The 23,958-nt window shown below is 61.2% G+C and carries 21 protein-coding genes; 13 read left to right on the plus strand and 8 right to left on the minus strand.

Going from position 1 to position 23,958, the window contains the following annotated elements:
- Positions 1–97: 97 nt before the first annotated feature.
- Positions 98–946: a formyltetrahydrofolate deformylase gene (gene purU, locus ACP7D9_RS12480; RefSeq protein WP_016773477.1), complete on the minus strand. Its 849-nt coding sequence runs from the start codon at positions 944–946 to the stop codon at positions 98–100.
- Between the two features lie 336 nt (positions 947–1,282).
- On the opposite strand from purU, the gene mvaT reads away from it, so the two are divergent.
- Entirely contained in the window at positions 1,283–1,660 is a 378-nt protein-coding gene (gene mvaT / locus ACP7D9_RS12485) for a histone-like nucleoid-structuring protein MvaT (protein ID WP_016773476.1), read from the plus strand.
- Positions 1,661–1,756: 96 nt separating this feature from the next.
- On the opposite strand, the gene sbcB is transcribed toward mvaT, so the two are convergent.
- Positions 1,757–3,187, minus strand: coding sequence for an exodeoxyribonuclease I (gene sbcB / locus ACP7D9_RS12490; RefSeq protein WP_397479448.1), 1,431 nt, complete (start codon positions 3,185–3,187; stop codon positions 1,757–1,759).
- Positions 3,188–3,520: 333 nt separating this feature from the next.
- On the opposite strand from sbcB, the gene ACP7D9_RS12495 reads away from it, so the two are divergent.
- Genes ACP7D9_RS12495 through ACP7D9_RS12520 form a run of 6 tightly spaced genes read left to right on the plus strand, consistent with a single transcriptional unit; the run spans position 3,521 to position 10,231 of the window.
- Positions 3,521–4,249: an RDD family protein gene (locus ACP7D9_RS12495; protein WP_426157700.1), complete on the plus strand. Its 729-nt coding sequence runs from the start codon at positions 3,521–3,523 to the stop codon at positions 4,247–4,249.
- Entirely contained in the window at positions 4,246–5,223 is a 978-nt protein-coding gene (locus ACP7D9_RS12500; RefSeq protein WP_426157702.1) for a stage II sporulation protein M, read from the plus strand. Before ACP7D9_RS12495 ends, ACP7D9_RS12500 begins: the two co-directional genes overlap by 4 nt.
- Positions 5,210–6,748: a DUF4129 domain-containing protein gene (locus ACP7D9_RS12505; protein WP_426157704.1), complete on the plus strand. Its 1,539-nt coding sequence runs from the start codon at positions 5,210–5,212 to the stop codon at positions 6,746–6,748. Before ACP7D9_RS12500 ends, ACP7D9_RS12505 begins: the two co-directional genes overlap by 14 nt.
- Positions 6,745–7,908 carry a DUF4350 domain-containing protein gene (locus ACP7D9_RS12510; RefSeq protein WP_101155698.1) on the plus strand — a complete coding sequence of 388 codons (1,164 nt, stop codon included), beginning with the start codon at positions 6,745–6,747 and terminating at the stop codon, positions 7,906–7,908. The genes ACP7D9_RS12505 and ACP7D9_RS12510 overlap by 4 nt, the downstream gene beginning before the upstream one ends.
- Positions 7,905–8,906 (plus strand): AAA family ATPase, encoded by a 1,002-nt coding sequence (locus tag ACP7D9_RS12515; RefSeq protein WP_426157706.1) that lies wholly within the window; start codon positions 7,905–7,907, stop codon positions 8,904–8,906. The genes ACP7D9_RS12510 and ACP7D9_RS12515 overlap by 4 nt, the downstream gene beginning before the upstream one ends.
- Entirely contained in the window at positions 8,903–10,231 is a 1,329-nt protein-coding gene (locus ACP7D9_RS12520; protein ID WP_426157708.1) for a DUF58 domain-containing protein, read from the plus strand. Before ACP7D9_RS12515 ends, ACP7D9_RS12520 begins: the two co-directional genes overlap by 4 nt.
- 49 nt (positions 10,232–10,280) lie before the next feature.
- Here ACP7D9_RS12520 and ACP7D9_RS12525 read toward each other — a convergent pair whose 3' ends face one another.
- Both ACP7D9_RS12525 and ACP7D9_RS12530 read right to left on the minus strand, forming a co-directional pair.
- The gene (locus ACP7D9_RS12525; protein WP_101156399.1) at positions 10,281–10,640 is read right to left on the minus strand and encodes a PilZ domain-containing protein; all 360 of its coding nucleotides are present in this window, start codon (positions 10,638–10,640) and stop codon (positions 10,281–10,283) included.
- A 232-nt stretch (positions 10,641–10,872) separates the two neighbouring features.
- Positions 10,873–11,259 carry a tetratricopeptide repeat protein gene (locus tag ACP7D9_RS12530; RefSeq protein WP_101155692.1) on the minus strand — a complete coding sequence of 129 codons (387 nt, stop codon included), beginning with the start codon at positions 11,257–11,259 and terminating at the stop codon, positions 10,873–10,875.
- 169 nt (positions 11,260–11,428) lie between these two features.
- Between ACP7D9_RS12530 and pyk the strand changes: the two genes are divergently transcribed.
- Complete coding sequence (pyk, locus tag ACP7D9_RS12535) at positions 11,429–12,880, plus strand: pyruvate kinase (protein ID WP_101155690.1); 1,452 nt, start codon at positions 11,429–11,431, stop codon at positions 12,878–12,880.
- Between the two features lie 176 nt (positions 12,881–13,056).
- Here the strand turns inward: pyk and ACP7D9_RS12540 are convergent, their stop codons facing one another.
- Genes ACP7D9_RS12540 through ACP7D9_RS12550 form a run of 3 tightly spaced genes read right to left on the minus strand, consistent with a single transcriptional unit; the run spans position 13,057 to position 15,870 of the window.
- Entirely contained in the window at positions 13,057–13,806 is a 750-nt protein-coding gene (locus tag ACP7D9_RS12540; protein WP_426157711.1) for an enoyl-CoA hydratase-related protein, read from the minus strand.
- 29 nt (positions 13,807–13,835) lie between these two features.
- A complete protein-coding gene (locus tag ACP7D9_RS12545; protein WP_101155686.1) occupies positions 13,836–14,771 on the minus strand; it encodes an iron-sulfur-binding ferredoxin reductase in 936 nt (311 codons plus the stop codon).
- Positions 14,764–15,870: a GGDEF domain-containing protein gene (locus tag ACP7D9_RS12550; RefSeq protein ID WP_101155684.1), complete on the minus strand. Its 1,107-nt coding sequence runs from the start codon at positions 15,868–15,870 to the stop codon at positions 14,764–14,766. The genes ACP7D9_RS12545 and ACP7D9_RS12550 overlap by 8 nt, the downstream gene beginning before the upstream one ends.
- Positions 15,871–16,285: 415 nt before the next feature.
- On the opposite strand from ACP7D9_RS12550, the gene ACP7D9_RS12555 reads away from it, so the two are divergent.
- From ACP7D9_RS12555 to ACP7D9_RS12575, 5 genes are all read left to right on the plus strand, one after another.
- A complete protein-coding gene (locus tag ACP7D9_RS12555; RefSeq protein ID WP_007916251.1) occupies positions 16,286–17,809 on the plus strand; it encodes a fumarate hydratase in 1,524 nt (507 codons plus the stop codon).
- Positions 17,810–18,098: 289 nt separating this feature from the next.
- Positions 18,099–19,859 carry a sensor histidine kinase gene (locus ACP7D9_RS12560; RefSeq protein ID WP_426157714.1) on the plus strand — a complete coding sequence of 587 codons (1,761 nt, stop codon included), beginning with the start codon at positions 18,099–18,101 and terminating at the stop codon, positions 19,857–19,859.
- Complete coding sequence (locus ACP7D9_RS12565; RefSeq protein WP_426157716.1) at positions 19,859–21,190, plus strand: sigma-54-dependent transcriptional regulator; 1,332 nt, start codon at positions 19,859–19,861, stop codon at positions 21,188–21,190. The genes ACP7D9_RS12560 and ACP7D9_RS12565 overlap by 1 nt, the downstream gene beginning before the upstream one ends.
- 285 nt (positions 21,191–21,475) lie before the next feature.
- Complete coding sequence (locus ACP7D9_RS12570) at positions 21,476–22,795, plus strand: MFS transporter (RefSeq protein WP_101162249.1); 1,320 nt, start codon at positions 21,476–21,478, stop codon at positions 22,793–22,795.
- A gap of 254 nt (positions 22,796–23,049) precedes the next feature.
- Positions 23,050–23,679 (plus strand): flavin reductase family protein, encoded by a 630-nt coding sequence (locus ACP7D9_RS12575; protein WP_071173402.1) that lies wholly within the window; start codon positions 23,050–23,052, stop codon positions 23,677–23,679.
- On the opposite strand, the gene ACP7D9_RS12580 is transcribed toward ACP7D9_RS12575, so the two are convergent.
- A complete protein-coding gene (locus tag ACP7D9_RS12580; RefSeq protein WP_426157719.1) occupies positions 23,680–23,922 on the minus strand; it encodes a hypothetical protein in 243 nt (80 codons plus the stop codon).
- Between the last annotated feature and the right edge of the window lie 36 nt (positions 23,923–23,958).

Consider the following 23,958-nt stretch of genomic DNA (forward strand, 5'->3'; position numbering starts at 1 on the left):
GTTTTTCCTCGGGCAGAAACGGCGAAAGAGCTTGAACGACGAAGGGCTTGAGCGATTCAACGCCCAAGCCCTTCGTTTTTCAAGCGTGTCTGTGCGATCAGAACACGACCGTCTTGTTGCCGTGCACGAGCACGCGGTCTTCGAGGTGATAACGCAGGCCGCGGGCCAGCACCATTTTCTCGACGTCACGACCGAAACGCACCATGTCTTCAATGCTGTCGCTGTGGCTGACACGCACCACGTCCTGCTCGATGATAGGGCCGGCGTCCAGTTCTTCAGTCACGTAGTGGCAAGTCGCGCCGATCAGCTTGACGCCGCGAAGAGACGCCTGATGGTAAGGCTTGGCGCCGACGAACGAAGGCAGGAAGCTGTGATGAATGTTGATGACCTTGTGCGCATATTCGCGGCACATGTCCGGCGGCAGGATTTGCATGTAACGCGCCAGCACCACCACTTCGGCGTCGTGCTGTTTGACCAGCCGCGACACTTCGTCGAATGCAGGCTGCTTGTCCTGTGGATTGACCGGGACGTGGTAATAAGGAATGCCGTGCCACTCGACCATGCTGCGCAGGTCGTCGTGGTTGGAAATCACGCAGGAGATCTCGCAATCCAGTTCGTCGCTGTGCCAGCGGTGCAGCAGGTCGGCCAGGCAGTGGGATTCACGGCTGGCCATCAGTACAACGCGTTTTTTCTGCTCGGTGTCGGTGATGCGCCAGTCCATCGAGAACTCCTCGGCGATCGGCGCGAACTTCTCGCGCAGCTCTTCGATACCGAACGGCAGCGAATCGGCACGGATTTCGTGACGCATGAAGAACCAGCCCACTTGATTGTCAGAGTGGTGGCTCGCTTCGGTGATCCAGCCGTTATGAGAGGCCAGAAAATTACTGACTTTGGCAACGATGCCAACGCGGTCCGGGCAAGATATCACCAGCCGAAAAGTGCGCATGAGGGGGAAACTCCAGAACTTCACAAAGGCCGCCATTCTAGCGACTGTGCAGGAAAACTGCAGTACGCATGCGCGCCGTGCGGAACGAAGCCTGGCGAAACGACTTTCTGACGCAGGTTTTCGTCAAGACTGTGGCGCTTTAGCGAGGGGTTTGCCAGACAACTGTAAATATCTGTGCTGACTGCATCACATTATTTAACTGAACATTCAATTGGCGCCTAACTCCTGTAACTCATTTAAATAAAAAGCCCATCTAAATGTTTACTTGATGAAACAGCCTGACTATTATTACGGCACTGTCCCCTGTCATTCAGCATTCTACGAAAGGTAGTACTCATGTCCTTGATCAACGAATATCGCGCCACCGAAGAAGCCATCAAAGAACTGCAAGCCCGTCTGAAAAACCTGTCCGAAGACGACAAACTGCAAGCCGAACTGGAATTCGAAGGCAAATTGCGCACGCTGATGGGTGAATACTCCAAATCGCTGCGTGACATCATCGCCCTGCTCGACCCGGAAGCCAAATCCAAGGCTCCACGTGGCGGCGCAGTGAAAACTACCGGCACCAAGCGTGCACGCAAAGTTAAGCAATACAAAAACCCGCACAACGGTGAAGTCATCGAAACCAAAGGTGGCAACCACAAGACTCTGAAAGAGTGGAAAGCCAAGTGGGGCGGCGACGTGGTTGAAGGCTGGGCTACCCTGCTGGGCTAAGCCGCAACGCCTTCGCAGAGCGATCCGCGAACAAAAAACGCCAGCATGCGCTGGCGTTTTTTTATGCCCGTAAACTATTGCCAGGCATGTTCGATTTCAAAGCTTCAAACGTTTGCGTAATGCCTCGACATAGTTCTGCCAGTCGTTGAGCACCTCTCGCTGCAATGGCGTCGCACTAAGTGACCATTGCTCGGCAGCTTCGATAAATGACTGCACGGTATTCGGCGCACCTGCCTCAGGTTGCGTCAGACGCTGGCGACAAAATAATTTCCAGCGTTCTTGCTCGGCGACATCCAGGGTCTCTGGAAAGTTGCGTGCTCGATATCGAAAAAGTAATTCGGGCAAACGTTCATCATCGAAAGGCCACTGCTCTTGTGCTAATTGCGCAGGATCGGCCGTTCGAACTTGCTCGCATAGACGGCGATCTCGGTCACCGATAAATCCATCGTACAACTGCTGCTCCGGATCTTCGCTGGGAGTGAAATCTTCGCTGGCATAAATCGCCGCGATTTTATCTTTCCAGACTTGCTGTGCGTCAGTTAGTCGCAGTGCCCGCTCCTGATAAACCGCCATCTCCAGGCCGAGGCGTTGCTGATCTTGCGCACGCAATACCGCCAACGGCGCCACCACCGGGCAACGATTGATATGGATCAGCTTGAGCGGCACGGGCAATTCACCTTCAGCCAATTCATCGCGGCGGGTGTATAAACGCTGGCGCAGGGTTTGTGCATCAAGGTCCAGCAACCCTTGCGGATCAAGATGCAGATCACAGACGATCAAGGCGTTGCGATTCTTCGGGTGCCAGGCCAGCGGCAACACCACACCGACATAACTGCGCGCCGCCGAGAAACGCCCGGACACATGCACCAGCGGTTGTAACAGACGAATCTGATCCATGACTTTCTGTTTACTGCGCAGCTGGAACAGCCACTCATAGAGCTTGGGCTGTTTCTCGCGAATCAACCGCGCCAACGCGATGGTGGCGCGCACATCCGACAACGCTTCGTGAGCGTGCCCGTGATCGATGTGATTGGCCGCCGTCAGCCGTTCGAGTTTGAGGGTTACCCGGCCATCGTCACCGGTCGGCCAGACCAGACCATCGGGGCGCAATGCGTAAGCGGCGCGCACCACATCAATCAGATCCCAGCGACTGTTGCCACCCTGCCATTCACGGGCGTAGGGGTCGAAAAAATTGCGATAGAGACTGTAGCGGGTCATCTCATCGTCGAAACGCAAGGTGTTGTAACCGGCGCCACACGTACCCGGTGCAGCCAGTTGCGCATGCACGCGAGTCATGAAATCGGCTTCGCTCAGGCCTTTTTCGGCGAGCTGGCCAGGGGTGATTCCAGTGATCGCGCACGCCGCCGGATGCGGCAGGATGTCTTCGCTGGGCTGGCAATAGAGATTGACCGGCTCGTCGATTTCGTTGAGCGCATGGTCGGTACGGATCCCGGCCACTTGCAGCGGACGGTCGTTGCGCGGATTGATGCCAGTGGTTTCGTAGTCGTACCAGAAGATTGAAGTCACGGGCGAATCCTGAACAGAAGATCGGCGAAGTCTAGGCGCTCAGCCGACCCCGGAGCCAGTCTCCTATCCCTCAAACAGCACTTTTTCCAATTTCCTACAGCTTATGGGTACTCGTACTGTGGGAGCGTGCTTGCTCGCGAAGGGGCCAGCACATTCAACATCGCTGCTGCCTGTCACTAAGCGTTCGCGAGCAAGCTGGCTCCCACAGGGCCAGTATGGTCAGCCTTTGCATGGCGGTTAACGCTGTGCAATACATAGTGATGTCGTTCCCCCCCGAGAGGCTGCTAGCATCAGGCGCACTTGCATCCCGAACAGGCGAACATCAGGTAGCCCATGCTCGAACCCACAGCACCGCCAAGGAAAGCGCCGCTGGCCCCGCCGCTGGATACGCGTCATCAGGTCGAAACGCCGGAAGGCATCGACCTGCCGTTGCGTCCCGCCGGGTTGATGGTGCGCGCCGTGGCGTTTGCCATCGATCTGGGCATTCGCGGCTTGATCCTCGGCGTGCTGTTTATCGCACTGGCGTTTCTCGGCAGGCTTGGCATGGGCCTCGGCTCGCTACTGCTGTTTGCCATCAGTTGGTGGTACATGGTGCTGTTTGAGGTGCTGCGTCAGGGCCGCTCGCCGGGTAAGCAATGGCTGGGGTTGCGCGTCGTACACGACGACGGCACGCCGATCGGCTGGTCTGCCTCGCTATTGCGCAACCTGTTGCGTTTTGTCGACCTGCTGCCATTCGGCTATTTCCTCGGTGCACTCAGTTGCCTGCAACACCCGACCTTCAAACGCCTGGGCGATATCGCTGCCGGCACGCTGGTGGTTTACAGCGAACGTCCGCTGAACCGCCCGCAATTGCCTGACGCTGAACCTCGTCGCTCCCCCGTTGTTCTCACACTCAGCGAACAACGCGCGGTGCTCGGTTTCGCCGAGCGTCAGGCCCAGTTGTCCCCCGCGCGGGTCAATGAGCTGGCTACATTGCTGGCCCAGCCGCTGCATATTTGCGCGTCTGAAGCGGTGGTCGAACTCAACGGCATCGCGCGCGGTTTGTTGGGGCCGAGCCCATGAAGCAAAGCCTGTTCGAAACCCGCCACAAGGCCGAATGGGAGCGCTTCGCCTCGGCGCTCGAACGTCTCGAGCACGGTAAGGACACCTCGCAAGTGGCCGCTTTCCCCAAATCCTATCGACGCCTCTGCCAACACCTGGCCTTGGCACAGGAGCGCGGCTACAGCAGTTTTCTGATCGATTCATTGCAGCAACAGGTGCTGCGCGGCCATCAACAGCTGTACCGGCATCGCAGTCGCCTCGGCGCGCAGATAATCAGTTTTATCCTCGCCGATTTCCCGCGACTGGTGCGCGAGGAGTGGCGCTTTGTCGCGGTCGCCAGTCTGCTGTTCTTCGCCAGCCTGATCGGTTTCGGCGTGCTGGTGTATCTGTTTCCCGAACTGATCTACAACCTGATCCCGGCCGAACAGGTGCGCGAAATGCAAGGCATGTACGATCCAGTCGCTGGTCACCTCGGACGCTCGGCGGAACGCGCGGCGAGTGAAGACTGGGTGATGTTCGGCTATTACGTGATGCACAACACGGGCATCGCCTTTCAGACCTTCGCCAGCGGTTTGCTGATGGGCGTTGGCAGCGGTTTTTTTCTGCTCTACAACGGCATGATCATCGGCGCGGTGGCCGGACACCTAAGCGAAATCGGCTTCGGCCAGACCTTCTGGTCGTTCGTGATCGGCCACGGCGCATTCGAACTGACCGGCATTGCCCTCGCCGGCGCGGCGGGGCTCAAGCTGGGCTGGGCGCTGATCGCACCGGGACGCCTGACACGCGGCGAGGCACTGCGCCTGGCTGCGCGCAAAAGCGTGTTGCTGGTCTGCGGGGTCATGCTGTTCTTGCTGATTGCAGCGTTCATCGAGGCGTATTGGTCGTCGAAAGCCAGTGTCACGCCACTGACCAAATATGCAGTCGGCGCCGCGCTGTGGCTGGCCGTCGCGGTTTATCTGTTGTTTGCCGGAAAGACCCGCCATGCGCCTGAGTGACGCCAGCGTCGTGATCCGCCCGCGCACGACCTGGGAAGCCATGGACCTGGGCGTGTTGATGAGCCAGCAGCATCGCCGGTTGTTGATGACCAGTTGGGCGATCGTTACCCTGCCGCTGTTCGCCCTGTTCAGCCTGCTGTTGTGGGACTGGCCATCGCTGGCGGTGTTCATTTTCTGGTGGCTGAAACCGGCCTACGAACGCCTGCCGTTATACATCCTCTCCAAAGCACTGTTCGGCGAAACCCCGACGCTCAAACAAGCCCTGCGTGAATGGCCGCGCCTTCTCAAGCCGCAACTGCTGGCTAGCCTGACCTGGCGACGGCTGAGCCTGACCCGCAGCTTTGCGCTGCCGGTGACACAACTCGAAGGTCTCGACGGCGAAGTTCGACAACAACGCTTGCAGGTGCTGCTGCAACGCAACGGCGGCGCTGCGCAATGGCTGACAATTATCGGCGTGCATCTGGAAACCGCGCTGTGGATCGGCCTGATGGTCCTGTTCTACCTGTTGTTGCCGCAGCAAATCGAAACCGACTGGGACTGGCAGTCGCTGCTGCTCGCAGCCGATCGGGACTGGCGTTGGCTGGAACACCTGACCAACGCTTTTTACGCGCTGATCCTGGTGGTCTGGGAGCCGATTTATGTTGCCTGCGGCTTCAGCCTCTACCTTAATCGCCGCACGCAACTGGAAGCCTGGGATATCGAGCTGGTCTTCCGCCGTTTGCGCCAGCGCTTGAACAACGGCGTGCTCGGTGTGTTGCTCGCCGCGTGCCTGTTGCTGCCGAACCTGCAACCGGTATGGGCCAGCGATGCGCCGCACGCACCACGACTGCTCAATCAGCCGCTGACCAGCCAGGCCGCGCGCGACAGCATCCAGTCATTGCTTGAACAACCGCCGTTCAAGAACAAGGAGAGCGTCACCCGCTACCGCTTCGCCGACGACCCGGCGAGCCCGGCCAAGGAAGGGCAGACGGGGGAGGCACCGCAGTGGCTGAAAACCCTGCTCGGCTGGCTCGATGGTCGGCACCTCGACACCTTTGCCAGCCTGATTGAGGTGCTGCTCTGGGGCGCGTTGATCGCCGCCCTGGGCTGGCTGCTCTGGCGGTATCGCGAATTTCTCCAGGCCTTCGTCAGTCCTCGTCCGAACCTGCCAGTGCGCCGCAAACGAGCGGCGGCGCCACAAGTCTTCGGCCTCGATCTGAACCGTGAAACCCTTCCGGACGACGTCGCCGCCAGCGCCGAACAATTGTGGCTGAGCGAACCTCGTGCCGCGCTGGGTCTGCTTTATCGCGGCCTGCTCAGCCACCTGCTGCACGATTTCGGGCTGACGCTGACTGCCGCCGATACCGAAAACCAGATCCTCCAACGCATCGAGCAATTGCAACGCCCCGACCTGCTCGCTTACAGCCGCAACCTGACAGTTCACTGGCAGAACGTGGCCTATGGGCACCGACTTCCAGCCGCGCACCTGCAAGCAGAACTGTGCAACGGCTGGCGTGAGCTGTTCAGCAAAGGGTCGCGGCATTGAACCGGCGCATCGGCTGGTCACTGGGTGCGCTGGCGCTTTTGCTGCTGGGCGGTTTGAGCCTGTTCCTCTACCTCCAAGCCCGGCCATATGAGGAAGTCGTCGATCACGGCCCCTCGCCCACGGCGCAAGCCAACCCGTATCTGGCGGCAGAAATGTTCCTGCGCGAGCGCGGCCTCGCGGTCAGTCACGCCGAGACCCTCGCGGTGCTGCCGCAGATCGATCCACACGGCCACACCTTGCTGTTGTTCGGCGAGCGCGCACGGATGACGCCGCGAGAAGTCGATCAAGTGTTGAACTGGACTCGCGCCGGCGGACGCCTGGTGTTTGTCGCCGAGTCGCTGTGGGATGCGCAAACCGGGCAAAGCAACGATCTTTTGCTCGACCGGGTGCAATTGCACCAATCGCTGAGCAAGGATTTGAAAGATCCTCCGCAAGAAGTGGAAAAGGATCGCTTTGCGAAACTGACCAAGTTGTACCTGGAAGATGAAGACGCGCCGGCCTACGCCAGTTTCGACACCGACTTCCACCTCGATGACCCGAACAACGTTGCCCAAGCCTGGGCCAACAGCGCCAGAGCCACGCACATGATGCAACGGGTGTACGGCCTCGGGACAGTCACCGTAGTCACCGATGCCGAGCTATGGAAAACCCCGGCCATCGGCCAATACGACAATGCCTGGCTGCTCTGGTATCTGAGCGCCGACACCGACGTGACCGTGATTTACAACACCGCGCATGATGGACTCTGGACGTTGCTCTGGCGCTATTTTCCGCAGGCGATCGTCGCCCTGCTCGCCTTGGTCGGCCTGTGGCTGTGGCAGGCAAGCGTGCGCCACGGGCCAGTGCAAATGCCGGCGCGGGCGGGTCGGCGTCAACTGCTGGAGCATTTGCGCGCCAGCGCCGATTTCCTGCTGCGCCACAACGGCCAAGATGTCCTGCTGCAAGCATTGCAGCAGGACATCCTGCGCCGCGCCCGCCATCGCTATCCCGGTTTCGATCAATTGAATGTGGCCGAACAATGGCTGGCGCTATCACGCCTGACCCGGCAACCCACCCGCGCCATCAGCCAGGCCCTGAGCCCACGTCCGAAACAGCGCTTGTCCAGCGCCGAATTCAGTCGTCAGGTCGCTCATCTGCAAACCTTGAGGAACGCGTTATGACTGAACAGATCGAGCCCGGCAGCGCGACTCACGCTGCCCAGCAACGCCAGCGTGCCAGCCAGTTGGCGCAGGCCGTGCGCAACGAATTGAACAAGGCGCTGTTCGGTCAGGAGGCGGTGATCGACGACGTGCTGACCGCGCTGATTGCCGGCGGCCACGTGCTGCTCGAAGGCGTGCCCGGCTTGGGCAAGACCTTGCTGGTGCGAGCCTTGGCACGTTGTTTCGGTGGTGAGTTTGCACGCATCCAGTTCACCCCGGACCTGATGCCCAGCGACGTCACCGGCCACGCCGTGTATGACTTGCAGACCGAACAGTTCAAGCTGCGCAAAGGCCCGCTGTTCACCAATCTGTTACTGGCTGACGAGATCAACCGCGCCCCGGCGAAAACCCAGGCGGCGTTGCTCGAAGCCATGCAGGAGCGCCAGGTCACGCTCGAGGGCCGCGCCCTGCCCATTGCGCAACCGTTCATGGTGCTCGCCACGCAGAACCCGATCGAACAGGAAGGTACTTATCCACTGCCGGAAGCCGAGCTCGACCGCTTCATGCTCAAGGTGCGCATGGATTACCCGGACGCCGATCAAGAACTGAACATGGTCCGCCAGGTGTGTCGCTCGACCCGCGCCGACATGCTCGACGTGCAACCGCTGCGCACGGTGTTGCAGGCGAAAGATGTCCAAGCACTGCAACGTATCGCCAGTGATTTGCAGCTCGACGATCAGGTCCTCGACTATGCCGTACGCCTGGCGCGCAGCACGCGCACCTGGCCGGGCCTGAGCCTCGGCGCCGGGCCGCGCGCCTCGATCGCTCTGGTGCGCTGCGCCCGTGCCCGGGCGTTGTTGCGCGGCGGCGAGTTTGTCATTCCGGATGACATCAAAGGCTGCGCGCTGGCCGTGCTGCGCCATCGCGTGCGCATCGCGCCGGAGCTGGATATCGAAGGTTTGCAGGTCGATCAGGTGCTCGCGCAATTGCTCGATCAAGTGCCGGCGCCGCGCCTGTGAAACCGTCTCGGCTGCTGTTGATCTGGCTGGCCCTGCTGCTGGTCGTCAGCAGTGTGCTCGGTGCCGTTCAGGCACTCGGCACCGAGATACCGTCGAGCCTGATGTCGATCAACTGGGGTTTGCTCCTGGCGCTGATGGCGTTGGCAGTTATTGACGCGGTGCGCCTTGCACGCCTGCCGTCGCCGCACATCACGCGGCAGATGCCCGGCAGCCTGGCGCTCGGGCGCTGGACAGACGTGCAGGTGGACATTGCGCATGAATTCGTCGAGCCATTGAACATTAGACTCTTCGACCACATACCCGACGGTCTCGAGTTTGATCACCTGCCGATGGTGGTTGAACTTCAACCTGGCTATTGCAGCCAGATCCGCTACCGTCTGCGCCCGGCCAAACGTGGGCGTTTCAGCTTCGCACAGTGCGAAGTCAATCTGCCGAGCCCCTTGGGGTTATGGTCCGGCAAACGCCTGCTCAGCATCAGTGACGAGACCCGCGTCTACCCGGACTTCGCTCGGCTCTACGGCGGTGAATTGCGCGCCGTCGACAACTGGCTCAGCCAGCTCGGCGTACGCCAGCGACAACGTCGCGGTCAGGGCATGGAATTCCATCAGCTGCGCGAATTCCGTGAAGGCGACAGCCTGCGCCAGATCGACTGGAAAGCCACTGCCCGCCAGCGCACGCCGATTGCCCGCGAATATGAAGATGAACGTGATCAACAGATCATTTTTCTGCTTGATTGCGGCCGCCAGATGCGCAGTCAGGACGATGAGCTATCGCACTTCGATCACGCGCTCAATGCCTGCCTGTTGCTCGCTTATGTTGCGTTGCGCCAGGGCGATGCGGTGGGCCTGAGTACCTTTGCCAGTGACAAGCCGTGCCACGTGGCGCCAGCCAAACGCAGCGGTCAACTGAACGTCTTGCTCAACGCTGTGCATGATCTGGAGACCACGCGGCGTCCTGCCGATTATCAGGCGGCGGCCAACCAGTTATTGGCCCGACAACAGCGCCGGGCGCTGGTAGTGCTGGTGACCAATGTGCGCGATGACGATGATCAACTGCTGGCCGCGGTCAGACGCCTGAGCGCGCAGCATCGGATATTGGTGGCAAGTCTGCGTGAGGAAGCACTGGATACGTTGCGCCAGACCAGCGTGCATACGCTGCCCGAGGCGCTGGCTTACTGCGGGACGGTGAATTACCTGAATGAGCGGGCCGAACGCCATGAACGGTTGAATGCTCATGGCGTTGCCGTAATGGATATTCGGCCCGCGCAATTGGGCACCGAGCTGGTGACGCAGTATCTGAGCTGGAAAAGTACCGCGTCGCTGTGATCCCCGTCGTCGGTGCAGGCGTGCCTGCCAAGCGCTTGGCGCCATCGACTCAGGCCGACGCCGGCAGCGGCTGAAAACTGAAGTACTGCTGCAACGCCAGAATCAGTTGCCCGAACTCCGCCGGCGCGCGCCGCAGGATGAAACCGGCGTCGTAGTGCAGCGGCGTGGCGTCTTCATGGCACCACACGCAACAGGCGCTGAAATCGATGATCTGCTGGCTGCCATCGCGGGCGGGAACCTTGAGGCGTAACTGGAAATCGGCGCCAACCATCATTGGCAGCTGGCTGATCAGCATCAGCCCGTCTGCAGACACATTGCCGAGAAAGCCGACGGGTTTGTCGGTGACGCTGTTGAACACTCTGAGGTAATACGGCAACTGATGCCGTTCGATCCGGCGGTCGGTAAACATGATGTGCGGTTCGCCATGCAGGGCTCCGTCACGGAGCCGCATCTGTGCTTCGGAACGAACCTGTGCGGCAGGCCCGCTCTCCCCGCTTCCGGTGTGAACGGCGCACCAATCGCCGTCACCTCTACCACTGCCAGTCGCAGGTGTTGCGCCGTTAACGAGACAAGGCTCCAAACGGTTTCCTTGACTATAGCGGAGCTTGTACAGACGGCCAGAATTTGTATGAGAAGCGCCGTTAGAAGCGTGTCGGCCGCACCACTGCCGCGGCACTGCGCGTCGGGTAATGGCCCAGGCTCTGCAAGGTTTCCAGACGCGCACGAGCGCGGTAGGCGTATTCGCTGTTCGGGTACGAAGCGATGATGAACTGGTAGGTCTGCACCGCGTCGATGTACAACTTCTGCCGCTCCAGGCACTGGCCGCGCATCATCGACACTTCCGGCCACACGTAAGGGCGGGCGCGGCTGGCGCGTTCGACCTTGGACAGCTCAAGCATGACCTGCTCGCAATTGCCGCGATCATAGGCGCTGTAGGCGTTGTTCAAATGATGGTTCATCGACCAACGGGTGCAGCCCGTCATGGCGAGGACGCTGAGGGCAAGGGCGGCAATGGGCAACAATCGCATGGGGGTTCTCCTGTCTTGTGCTCTGTATCGACCCCTGCCGTGAAATCTTCAGCAGTGTTTGTGCCAGTTGTCGGTTCAATAAAGAAAACGATAAGTAGTGCAAACGAACAATGACTACACCTTCTGAGCATAGTAGCCTTCGCTGGCGCTTGAACTCAGGAGTCTTTGCATGTCCGTCCGTCGTACCAAAATCGTCGCTACCCTTGGCCCGGCCAGTAACTCGCCGGAAGTTCTCGAACAGCTGATTCTGGCTGGTCTGGACGTTGCCCGTCTGAACTTCTCCCACGGCACCCCCGACGAGCACAAGGCTCGCGCGAAGCTGGTGCGTGACCTGGCTGCCAAGCACGGCCGCTTTGTCGCCCTGCTCGGTGACCTGCAAGGCCCGAAAATCCGTATCGCCAAATTCGCCAACAAGAAGATCGAGCTGAAGATCGGTGACAAGTTCACCTTTTCCACCAGCCATCCGTTGACCGAAGGCAACCAGCAGGTGGTCGGCATCGATTACCCGGATCTGGTCAAGGACTGCGGCGTGGGCGACGAGCTGCTGCTCGACGACGGCCGTGTGGTGATGCGCGTTGATACCCAGACTGACGATGCCTTGCATTGCACCGTGACCATCGGCGGCCCGCTCTCGGACCACAAAGGCATCAACCGTCGCGGTGGCGGCCTGACTGCCCCGGCCCTGACTGAAAAAGACAAGGCCGACATCAAGCTCGCTGCGGAAATGGAAGTCGACTACCTCGCGGTGTCCTTCCCGCGTGACGCTGCCGACATGGAATATGCCCGTCAACTGCGCGACGAAGCCGGCGGCACTGCCTGGCTGGTGGCGAAGATCGAACGCGCCGAAGCCGTGGCCGACGACGAAACCCTCGACGGTCTGATCAAGGCTTCCGACGCGGTAATGGTTGCCCGTGGTGACCTCGGTGTGGAAATCGGCGATGCCGAGCTGGTGGGCATTCAGAAGAAAATCATTCTGCACGCACGTCGCCACAACAAGGCAGTGATCGTGGCGACCCAGATGATGGAGTCGATGATCCAGAACCCGATGCCGACCCGCGCCGAAGTGTCCGACGTGGCCAACGCCGTGCTTGACTACACCGACGCCGTGATGCTCTCGGCCGAATCCGCCGCAGGCCTCTACCCGCTGGAAGCCGTGCAGGCCATGGCGCGCATCTGCGTCGGCGCCGAGAAGCACCCGACCGGCAAGACCTCCAGCCACCGTATCGGCAAGGAATTCAGCCGCTGCGACGAAAGCATTGCGCTGGCGACCATGTACACCGCCAACCACTTCCCGGGCGTCAAAGCGATCATCGCCCTGACTGAAAGCGGCTTCACCCCGCTGATCATGTCGCGTATCCGCTCTTCGGTGCCGATCTACGCGTTCACCCCGCACCGCGAAGCCCAGGCCCGCGCGGCGATGTTCCGTGGCGTCTACACCATTCCGTTCGATCCGGCCTCGCTGGAACCGCACGAAGTCAGCCAGAAAGCCATCGACGAACTGACCAAGCGCGGCGTCGTGGAAAAAGGCGACTGGGTCATCCTGACCAAGGGCGACAGCTACCACACCACCGGTGGCACCAATGGCATGAAGATCCTGCACGTGGGTGACCCTCAGGTCTGAGTGACACGCTGAAAAAAAAAGCCCCGGCATGTGAGTGCCGGGGTTTTTTGTTTACTGCTCTGGAAGAGCTGTCGACTGATCTGCCCTCTTCGCGAGCAAGCTCGCTCCCACAGGGACCGCATTCCCATGTGGGAGCGAGCTTGCTCGCGAAGAGGCCGGCACGTTCAGCGAAAATCTCAATGCCGTTTGATAAATCCGGTCAGCGCCGCCAATGCCTCCGGCGAACGCAGGCGCTGAGTGAACAACGCACTCTCGTGCTCGATCGCCTTGCGCAACAACTCGCGATCCGGCGCTCGCATCAACTGCTTGCTGATGCGTACCGCTTCGGTCGGCAAGTCATCAAAACGCAGCGCCATTTCCCGCGCCTTGCTCAACGCCGCTTCACCGCTGTCCAGCGCTTGAGTGGCAATCCCCCACTGCGCAGCCTGTTCACCACTGAAACCTTCGCCGAGCAACAACAGCTGCGCCGCTTTCGCCTGACCGAGCAAGCGCGGCAGGATCAGGCTGGAACCGAATTCCGGGCACAAACCAAGATTGACGAATGGCATGCGCAGCCGGGCGTCACGGCTGACATAGACCAGATCGCAGTGCAGCAACAGGGTCGTGCCGATACCCACCGCGGCACCGGCGACAGCGGCGATCACCGGTTTGCGGCATTCGAGCAGATTGAGCATGAAGTGAAACACCGGGCTGTCGAGGTCGCTCGGCGGTTGCTCGAGGAAATCGGCGATGTCGTTGCCGGCCGTGAAGCACTCGGCGCTGCCGCTGATCAGCACAGCATTGATCTGCGGGTCGTTGCCGGCCAGCTCCAGCGCCTCGGCGAGACGGCTGTACATGGCGCGGGTCAGGGCGTTTTTCTTGTCCGGGCGGTTGAGGCGAAGCGTCAGCAAACCGCCTTCGCGTTCGAGCAAAATGGTGTCAGGCATGGCATGTCTCGCGTCTGAAAAATCAGCGCTCAACCCCGGGACAGGAACACGTCGGCCAGCAGTTGATTGCGCGGCAATCCGGCCAGGTACAAGCGCTTGGCGAAGGCGTCGACGCTGGCCGTCGAGCCGCAGACTAAGGCCAGGGTCTGCCGGGAAACAAGGCGCAGTTGCGCCAGGGCGTCGGCCGACCCGGCCGCTGTCCATAGCTCGACGCTGAGGTTTTCGCGCTGCGCGGCCAGTGCGGCAAGGGGTTTGGCCAAATAGTGCTCGCGTTCGTCATGGGCCAGGTGAATGACGCGGATAGCGCCTTGGTGATCCTGCCGCAAGGCTTCGCGCAACACGCCGAACAATGGGCCTAAACCGGTGCCGGCGGCCAGCAGCCACAGCGGCCGGGCGTGCCAGTCCGGGTCGTAGTGCAAGGCGCCGCCGCGCAGTTCGCCGAGGCGGATCGAGTCGCCGATCTGCAGCTTGCGCGCAGCGTCGATGAATTCGCCGGGCTGACGGCAATCGAGGTGAAATTCAAGGAATCGGTCTTCTTGCGGCAGGCTTGCCAGCGAGTACGGACGGGCGACGTGGCCGATCCACAGCACCAGATGCTGGCCAGCGCTGTAGCGCAGTGGCCGTTGCGGGGTCAGGCGCAGGCGCAGAACGTTGCCGCTGAGCCAGTCCAGCGCCTCGACCAGCGCCGGGCGACCGTCGGCGATCGGATCGAAAGTGTGCACCTGCAGATCTTCTGTTACCTGGCATTGGCAGGCCAGCCGCCAGCCTTGCAGGCGTTGTTCGGCGCTCAAGGCGTCCGGGCGGTTGTCGCTGGGCAGGCCTTGCACGCATTGCACCAGACAGGTGTGGCAACTGCCGGCGCGACAGCTGTAGGGCACGGCGACACCGTTTTGATTGAGACTGTCGAGCAGGTTGCTGCCCGCTTCAACCGTCCACTGCCGATCACCGACACGCAATTCAGGCATCGACGTTCTCCCACGCGGCGGCACAACGATTGCGTCCGTCACGCTTGGCCCGGTACAGCGCCTGATCGGCACGCTGCAAGGCTTCGTCCAGATCATCGCCGACGGACAGCAGGGTCATGCCCGCCGACAGGCTCAGATTACGCACTTGCAGGCCCATCAATTCAACCTCGCTGAAGGCAATGCGCAAGCGTTCGCAACAGGCCGTCAGCCGTTCGGCATCGCAGTCGGGCACCAGCACCACGAATTCCTCGCCACCATAGCGAGCCAGCACGTCGCCATCGCGCAAGCAGGCTTGCGCCACGCCGGCAAACGCTTGCAGCACCTGATCGCCGGCCGCGTGGCCATGCAGGTCATTGATGCGTTTGAAGTGATCCAGATCGATCAGCGCCAGCCCGTGCATCACGTTGCTGTCCAGCTCATTCAGCTCGCGCGAGGCGATGCGCAGGAAGTGTCGGCGATTGAACAGCCCGGTCAATTCGTCGGTGGCAACCAGATCTTCTAGCTGACGCATCATCCCGCGCAAGGTGTCCTGATGCGCCTGCAAGGCAAACCGACGTTGCCGCTGGCGTTGCCGCGAAACCTGCACAAACCGGGCGTAGAGCACCAGCCACGCCAGCACCATCGCCAGAATGCACACCTGCAATGCCGCAAGCGCAGGCTCGGCGAGGCGCAAGTGGTAGGCGTCCCACAGGGTGATCGCGCAGAAACTGAAAAACACCAGCAGCGCGCACCGGATGAACACGTGTCGCGTGAGATGAAACAGGCCGAACAGCAGGATCAGCACATAGAACACCAGAAACGCGCCGCGCGCCTCGTCGACATGGGCGATCAGCCAGGTCTGCCAGCCCAGTCCCATCAATACTTGCGCTTCGGTCAGGCTGGGGTCGACGAAGCGCTGGTTGCGACCGCTCCAGAACAGCCCGAACAGCGTCGCCTGGCTGATGACCACCAGGGCACTGCCGATGGCAACGCCACTAAGCGATTGCTGGTAATGCCCGGTGAAAAACGCCAGCCACAGCAGCAGCAAAGCCAATCCGTAGGTGGCCGCAGCGAGGGCGAAGCGTTTAAGCAAAAGGCGTTGAATGGCGTTATGGGTCAATCGTTGACTCACCGTGCGATAGGAGGCTGACCGAGTGTCCTACTCTACAGACCGGATGCCACTTTAGAGGCCCGGTCGCTAAATGACCACCGATTTTCGGGCCGGGAAAATGGCGTCAAAAACCCACATATTCAGTGTAGGAGCTGCCGCAGGCTGCGATCTTCTGATCTTGACCTTAAAAACAAAATCAAAAGATCGCAGCCTGCGGCAGCTCCTACAGGAATATGCGAAAGACATGCGACCAACGAATGACTGCCGGCGCGTGTATGCCCCTTTGATGCGCGGTATACTGCCGCGCCTTTTTAGCGTCGCGCCAGCAGCCCCGGCGTGCCTTGAAAGGTGCTTGCGACCGACCGATGCACCCAAGCCGCAGGCACCTTATTGAATGTTCCCGTCTTTTAGAGGAGCGCGACTCATGACCGTGATCAAGCAAGACGACCTGATTCAGAGCGTTGCCGACGCCCTGCAGTTCATTTCCTATTACCACCCCGTCGATTTCATCCAGGCGATGCACGAAGCCTACCTGCGCGAAGAATCGCCAGCGGCCCGTGATTCGATGGCGCAGATCCTGATCAACTCGCGCATGTGCGCGACCGGCCACCGCCCGATCTGCCAGGACACCGGTATCGTCACCGTGTTCGTGCGTGTCGGCATGGACGTGCGCTGGGATGGCGCCACCATGGGCCTGGACGACATGATCAACGAAGGCGTGCGTCGCGCCTACAACCTGCCGGAAAACGTCCTCCGCGCCTCGATCCTCGCCGACCCGGCGGGCGCTCGCAAGAACACCAAGGACAACACCCCGGCCGTGATCCATTACTCCATCGTCCCGGGCAACACCGTGGAAGTGGACGTGGCGGCCAAGGGCGGCGGTTCCGAGAACAAGTCGAAAATGGCCATGCTCAACCCGTCCGACTCGATCGTTGACTGGGTATTGAAGACCGTCCCGACCATGGGCGCCGGCTGGTGCCCACCGGGCATGCTCGGCATCGGTATCGGCGGCACCGCCGAGAAAGCCGCGGTGATGGCCAAGGAAGTGTTGATGGAATCCATCGACATTCACGAGCTCAAGGCCCGTGGCCCGCAGAACCGCATCGAAGAAATGCGTCTGGAGCTGTTCGAGAAGGTCAACCAGTTGGGCATCGGCGCCCAGGGCCTGGGTGGCCTGACCACCGTGCTCGACGTGAAAATCATGGACTACCCGACACACGCGGCCTCGCTGCCGGTGTGCATGATCCCCAACTGCGCTGCCACCCGTCACGCACACTTCGTGCTCGACGGTTCCGGCCCGGCCTCGCTGGAAGCGCCACCGCTGGACGCCTACCCGGAAATCGTCTGGGAAGCTGGCCCGTCGGCCCGTCGCGTCAACCTCGACACCCTGACTCCGGAAGACGTGCAGAGCTGGAAGCCGGGCGAAACCGTGCTGCTCAACGGCAAGATGCTCACCGGTCGCGACGCGGCGCACAAGCGCATGGTCGAAATGCTCAACAAGGGCGAAACCCTGCCGGTCGACCTCAAGGGTCGCTTCATCTACTACGTCGGCCCGGTTGATCCGGTCGGTGACGAAGTGGTTGGCCCTGCCGGCCCGACCACCGCGACGCGGATGGACAAGTTCACCCGCCAGATCCTTGAGCAGACCGGCCTGTTGGGCATGATCGGCAAGTCCGAGCGTGGCCCGACCGCGATCGAGGCGATCAAGGACAACAAGGCTGTGTACCTGATGGCTGTCGGCGGCGCCGCTTACCTGGTTGCGCAAGCGATCAAGAAGTCCAAGGTGCTGGCGTTTGCCGAGCTGGGCATGGAAGCGATCTACGAGTTCGAGGTCAAGGACATGCCGGTCACCGTGGCGGTGGACAGCAAAGGTGAGTCGGTGCACATCACCGGTCCCGCAATCTGGCAACAGAAGATCAGCGAAAGTCTGGCGGTGGAAGTGCAGTAAGCTTCTGGCGTCATGAAAACGGCCGGTGCATCCGCAAAGATGCCCCGGCCGTTTTTCGTTGACGATGACGATGACCGAGCGCCATAAAACACCCTGTGATGGGCTTGATCCGCCACCGAGATGCTCATGCAGCCGCCCAAACGGTTTCCGCTCGTTTGGCCTCGGCTGGAATCTGCCAGGCTGAGTGAGGTCACCCGACGCACCAACAAGGACATACCGCGACAGCGAGCACGCGGGCCGGGGCCATGCTATGGTCTCGGCCCGACTTTTCTGACCGTTTGCGCCCAGCATGCTGCCGACTTCCCGTACCCTGCGTCTGTCGTTGTATTCCCTGCTGATCATTGCCGGCACGGTCGTGGCCGCGACGCTCGCCATGCGCCACGCCGAGCGGCAGGCGCAGGAAGAAGACGCCGCGCGCGCCAACCAGCAACTGGCGCTGTACGCCAATTCACTGCACACGCTGATTGATCGCTACCGCGCCCTGCCCGCCGTGCTGGCGCTGGATCCGCAATTGCGTTCGGCGCTGGCTGGCCCTGTCGACGCCGCGCAGCAAGCGGCACTGAATCTGAAGCTGGAAAAAATCAACGGTGCAGCGCAATCCTCGACCCTTGAATTGCTGGATCGCACCGGCCGGGCCGTCGCCGCCAGCAACTGGCGCTTGCCCAGTAGCTACGTGGGTCACAATTACGGCTTCCGCCCTTACTTCAGCCAGACTCGCACCCAAGGCACCGGACGTTTTTACGCGGTGGGTGTGACCAGTGGGATTCCCGGTTATTTCCTTTCCAGCGCGGTGCTCGGCGACGACGGCGAGTTCCTCGGTGCGATGGTGGTCAAGCTGGAATTTCCCGAGCTGGAGCGCGAATGGAGCCAGGGCAGCGACACGCTGCTGGTCAGCGATGCGCGCGGGATCACCTTCATCGCCAATCAACCCGGTTGGCGTTATCGCGCCTTGCGGCCGCTGAGCGCGGGCGATCTGGCCGAGATCAAATCCACGCGTCAGTACGACAAACAATCGCTGGTACCGCTGACTCATTTGCCGCTAAGGCGCTTCGATGACAACAGCGATCTGCGCCGGGTCGAGGGCCCGGACGGCACTGCCGACTATCTTTGGGAATCGCTACCACTGACGACCGAGGGCTGGACCCTGCACCTGCTGCGCCGCCCGCACGTGGCTTTCGAGGAATTGCGCAACGCCGCGCTGGCTGCCGCCGGAGTGTGGCTGGCGCTGGTGTTTTTGTTGCTGTTTCTCAATCAGCGCTGGCGGCTGGCCAAGGTCCGTCAGCGCAATCGCGAAGAACTCGAGCGCCTGGTCGAAGAACGCACCCGCGACTTGCGCACCGCGCAGGAAGGTCTGGTGCAATCGGCCAAACTCGCCGCGCTGGGGCAGATGTCCGCCGCGCTGGCCCACGAAATCAATCAACCGCTGACCGCCCAGCGCATGCAACTGGCGACCCTGCGCCTGCTGCTCGAACATGGCCGCGTCGATGACGCCTACAAAGCGCTGAAACCGGTGGACGACATGCTTACGCGCATGGCTGCCCTCACCGGCCATCTCAAGACTTTTGCCCGCAAAAGCCCCAGCGGCTTGCGCGAACGTCTGGATCTGGCAACGGTGGTCGATCAATCGCTGCAACTGCTCGATGCGCGCCTGCGTGACGAGCAGGTCACCCTGGTGCTGCATCTGGCACGCCCGGCGTGGGTGCGCGGTGATGCGATTCGCCTGGAACAAGTGCTGATCAATGTGCTGCGCAATGCACTGGATGCCATGCAGGGTAAAGCCTGCAAGCGCGTCGAAATCCGCCTCGAAGCGGATGAGCAATTGTGGCGGCTCAGCGTCAGCGACAACGGCGGCGGCATTGCCGAAGAACACCTGGGCCAGGTGTTCGATCCTTTCTTTACCACCAAACCGGTGGGGGACGGTCTCGGCCTGGGGCTGGCGGTCTCATTCGCCATCGTGCATGAATCCGGCGGGCGCCTGAGCGTCGAGAATGGCGAACACGGCGCGGTGTTCAGCCTGACCCTGCCAATCGATCTGGAGGCACACATCTGATGCTCGACTCGGTGATGGTGATCGACGATGAAAGCAGCATTCGCAACGCCGTTGAACAGTGGCTGAGCCTGTCAGGGTTCCAGGTGCAACTGTTCAGCCGCGCCGAAGAATGCCTCGCGGCGCTCCCCGAACATTTTGCCGGAGTGATACTGAGCGACGTGCGCATGCCCGGCATGGACGGTTTGCAATTGCTCGCCGCCGTACAAAAGCGCGACGCCGATCTGCCAGTGATTCTGCTCACCGGCCATGGCGACGTGCCGATGGCGGTCGAGGCGATGCGCGATGGCGCCTACGACTTTCTGGAAAAACCGTTCAGCCCGGAAACGCTGCTGGGCAGCCTGCGCCGGGCGCTGGACAAGCGCCGTCTGGTGCTGGAAAACCGCGCCCTGCACGAGCTGGCCGACAACCGCGCGAAGCTGGATGCGACGCTGCTGGGCGTATCCCGGGGTTTGCAGACATTACGTCGGCAGGTGCTGGATCTGGCGAAGCTGCCGGTCAACGTGCTGATCCGTGGCGAAACCGGCAGCGGCAAGGAACTGGTCGCGCGTTGCCTGCACGATTTCGGCCCGCGCGCCGGCAAGCCGTTCGTGGCGCTGAACTGCGCGGCGATTCCGGAGCAACTGTTCGAGGCCGAGCTGTTCGGCCATGAGAGCGGCGCGTTTACCGGCGCCTCGGGCAAGCGCATCGGCAAACTGGAATACGCCGATGGCGGCACGCTGTTTCTCGACGAGATCGAAAGCATGCCGCTGGCCCAGCAGGTGAAATTGCTGCGGGTCTTGCAGGAGCAAAAGCTCGAACGGCTGGGATCGAACCAAAGCATTCGTGTCGATTTGCGTATCGTCGCGGCGACCAAACCGGACCTGCTCGACGAAGCCCGCGCCGGGCGTTTTCGCGAGGATCTGGCGTATCGTCTGAACGTTGCCCAACTGCGCCTGCCGCCGCTGCGTGATCGCCGCGAAGACATTCCGTTGCTGTTCGAGACGTTTGCCCACAACGCCGCTCAGCGCCTGGGCCGAACGTTTGCGCCGCTGACAGGCGCGCAATTAAGCCATCTGCTCAGCCACGACTGGCCGGGCAACGTGCGCGAACTGGCCAACGTCGCTGAGCGTCAGGTGTTGGGGCTGGATGAACCGGTCACCGGGATTGACCCTGGGCAATCGCTGGCGGCGCAGCAGGAAGCCTTCGAAGCGCACTGCCTGCGCGCGGCATTGACCCGGAACAAAGGGGATGTGAAAGCGGTGCTTGAGGAGCTGCAACTGCCGCGCCGGACATTCAATGAAAAGATGCAGCGACATGGGTTGAGTCGGGAGATGTTTGTCTCCGACAGCTGAGTTGATCGTTCCCACGCTCCGCGCGGGAATGCAGCCCGGGACGCTCCGCGTCCCCTTCGAAGCCGAAGGCGGAGCGTCTGTTGAGGCATTCCCACGCAGAGCGTGGGAACGATCACATAAGCGGAAATCCGCTCATCGATTCGAATTCTTCGGCAACATTCCGCTCACCCGATCCCGCCCCCCCCTCTAAACCGGCCCTCCCCCCGTTGGCACACCTCCTGCTATAGCCCCAGCAGGCTGCGTTCCGACGCGCTCCACAAAAACAATTAAACGAAGGATCCTTCAATGGATAACTCCAACGCCCTGCCCCTCGGGTCGGCTGCCGTGCCGGCCAAACCGCGAACCACTGCGAGCCGGATCAAATCGATCTTCAGCGGCTCCGTCGGCAACATGGTCGAGTGGTACGACTGGTATGTGTACGCCGCCTTCTCCCTGTACTTCGCCAAGACCTTTTTCCCCGCCGGTTCCACCACCGCGCAGCTGATGAACACCGCCGCGATTTTCGCCGTGGGCTTCCTGATGCGCCCGATCGGTGGCTGGCTGATGGGCATGTACGCCGACAAGGTCGGGCGCAAGAAAGCGCTGATGGCTTCGGTCTACCTGATGTGCTTCGGCTCGCTGCTGATCGCGCTGAGTCCGAACTATGAAACCATCGGCATCGGCGCGCCGATCCTGCTGGTTTTCGCCCGTCTGCTGCAGGGCCTGTCGGTCGGCGGCGAGTACGGTACTTCAGCGACTTACCTGTCCGAGATGGCCACCAAGGAACGTCGCGGCTTCTTCTCCAGCTTCCAGTACGTGACGCTGATTTCCGGCCAGCTCATCGCCCTCGGCGTGTTGATCGTGCTGCAGAACACCCTGACCACCGAACAGCTGTACGCGTGGGGCTGGCGCATTCCGTTTGCCATTGGCGCGCTCTGCGCAGTGGTAGCGCTGTACCTGCGTCGCGGCATGGAAGAAACCGAGTCGTTCACCAAGAAAGAAAAGTCCAGAGAAAGCGCCATGCGCACTTTGATGCGCCACCCGAAAGAGCTGTTGACCGTGGTCGGCCTGACCATGGGCGGCACACTGGCGTTCTACACCTACACCACCTACATGCAGAAATACCTGGTGAACACGGTCGGCATGAGCATCTCCGACTCGACCACCATTTCCGCTGCCACGCTGTTCCTGTTCATGTGCCTGCAACCGATCATCGGCGGCCTGTCGGACAAGATCGGCCGGCGTCCGATCCTGATCGCCTTCGGCGTGCTCGGTACGATCTTCACCGTGCCGATCCTGATGACCCTGCACACGATCCAGACCTGGTGGGGCGCGTTCTTCCTGATCATGGCCGCGCTGATCATCGTCAGCGGCTACACCTCGATCAACGCAGTGGTGAAAGCCGAATTGTTCCCGACCGAAATCCGCGCCCTGGGCGTTGGCCTGCCGTACGCACTGACCGTATCGATCTTCGGCGGCACCGCCGAATACATCGCGCTGTGGTTCAAGAGCATCGGCATGGAAACCGGTTACTACTGGTACGTGACAGCGTGCATCGCCGTGTCGCTGCTGGTGTACATCACCATGAAAGACACCCAGAAGCATTCGCGGATCGTGACTGACTGACAGGGCTTTGCAGCCACTGCAACACTGGTTTTGCGACTCGCTCCCACAGAGCAACACATCGCAACTGTGAGAGCGGGCTTGCTCGCGAAAGCGGTGGGTCAGTAAGCATCTCTTTTACTGACCCACCGCTTTCGCGAGCAAGCCCGCTCCCACAAGGCTATTTCATCGTTTTCCCAAGCCATGTCCGGGTGGAAATCTGCGCGGTGTCCTAGCACTATGGCTGCATCCGAATGCAGCTCAGGAATCCGCTCCCCATGCCCGATGACATCCACTTCTACGAACCCGCCAACGGCCACGGCCTGCCTCACGATCCGTTCAACGCCATCGTCGGCCCGCGCCCCATCGGCTGGATTTCCTCGCAGGATGCCGAAGGCCGACTCAATCTCGCGCCGTACAGTTTCTTCAACGCCTTCAATTACGTTCCGCCGATCATCGGTTTCTCCAGCGTCGGGCGCAAAGACAGTCTGAACAATATCGAGCAGACCGGTGAGTTCGTCTGGAACCTCGCCACCCGCCCGCTGGCCGAGCAGATGAACCAGAGCTGCGCGATGGTCGCGCCTGAGGTCAACGAGTTTGAATTGGCGGGGCTGACGACCGTGGCGTCAAAGGTGATTTCGGTACCACGGGTCGCCGAAAGCCCGGTGTCCTTCGAGTGCAAGGTCACGCAGATCATCCAGCTGCAACGCGCCGATGGCGAAACCGTGCCGAGCTGGCTGATCCTCGGCGAAGTAGTCGCGGTGCACATCGCCAAATGGCTGCTGAAGGACGGCATCTACGACACCGCCGCCGCACAGCCGATTCTGCGCGGCGGCGGGCCGGCGGATTATTTCCAGCTGGGACCTGAAGCCCTGTTCAAGATGTGGCGCCCGGGCGCGCAGAAGTAATTACCAGATCAGCTCGGCGTCGTCAGTGACGCCCTTGAGTTTGTCCAGTTCATTGATGGCCGCGTCATCGGCAGCGATGGCGCCGGGAAACACCTGCTCGTTCAGCAATTTGTGAAAGCGTGGTGCGCCGCCATCGACCAGGGGCTTGACTGCGATAGCCGCGTAATAACCCTTGTTGCCGCCCAGCTCGACGGGGACGACTGCGGAGACTGCTTCGAAGCGTTCAAACTCTTTACGTGCCATGTCGCGGATCCTGGCTCAATAATTAAGCCGGACATT

It is taken from the genome of Pseudomonas sp. TSRC2-2 (assembly GCF_049897785.1).
Classification (GTDB): Bacteria; Pseudomonadota; Gammaproteobacteria; order Pseudomonadales; family Pseudomonadaceae; genus Aquipseudomonas.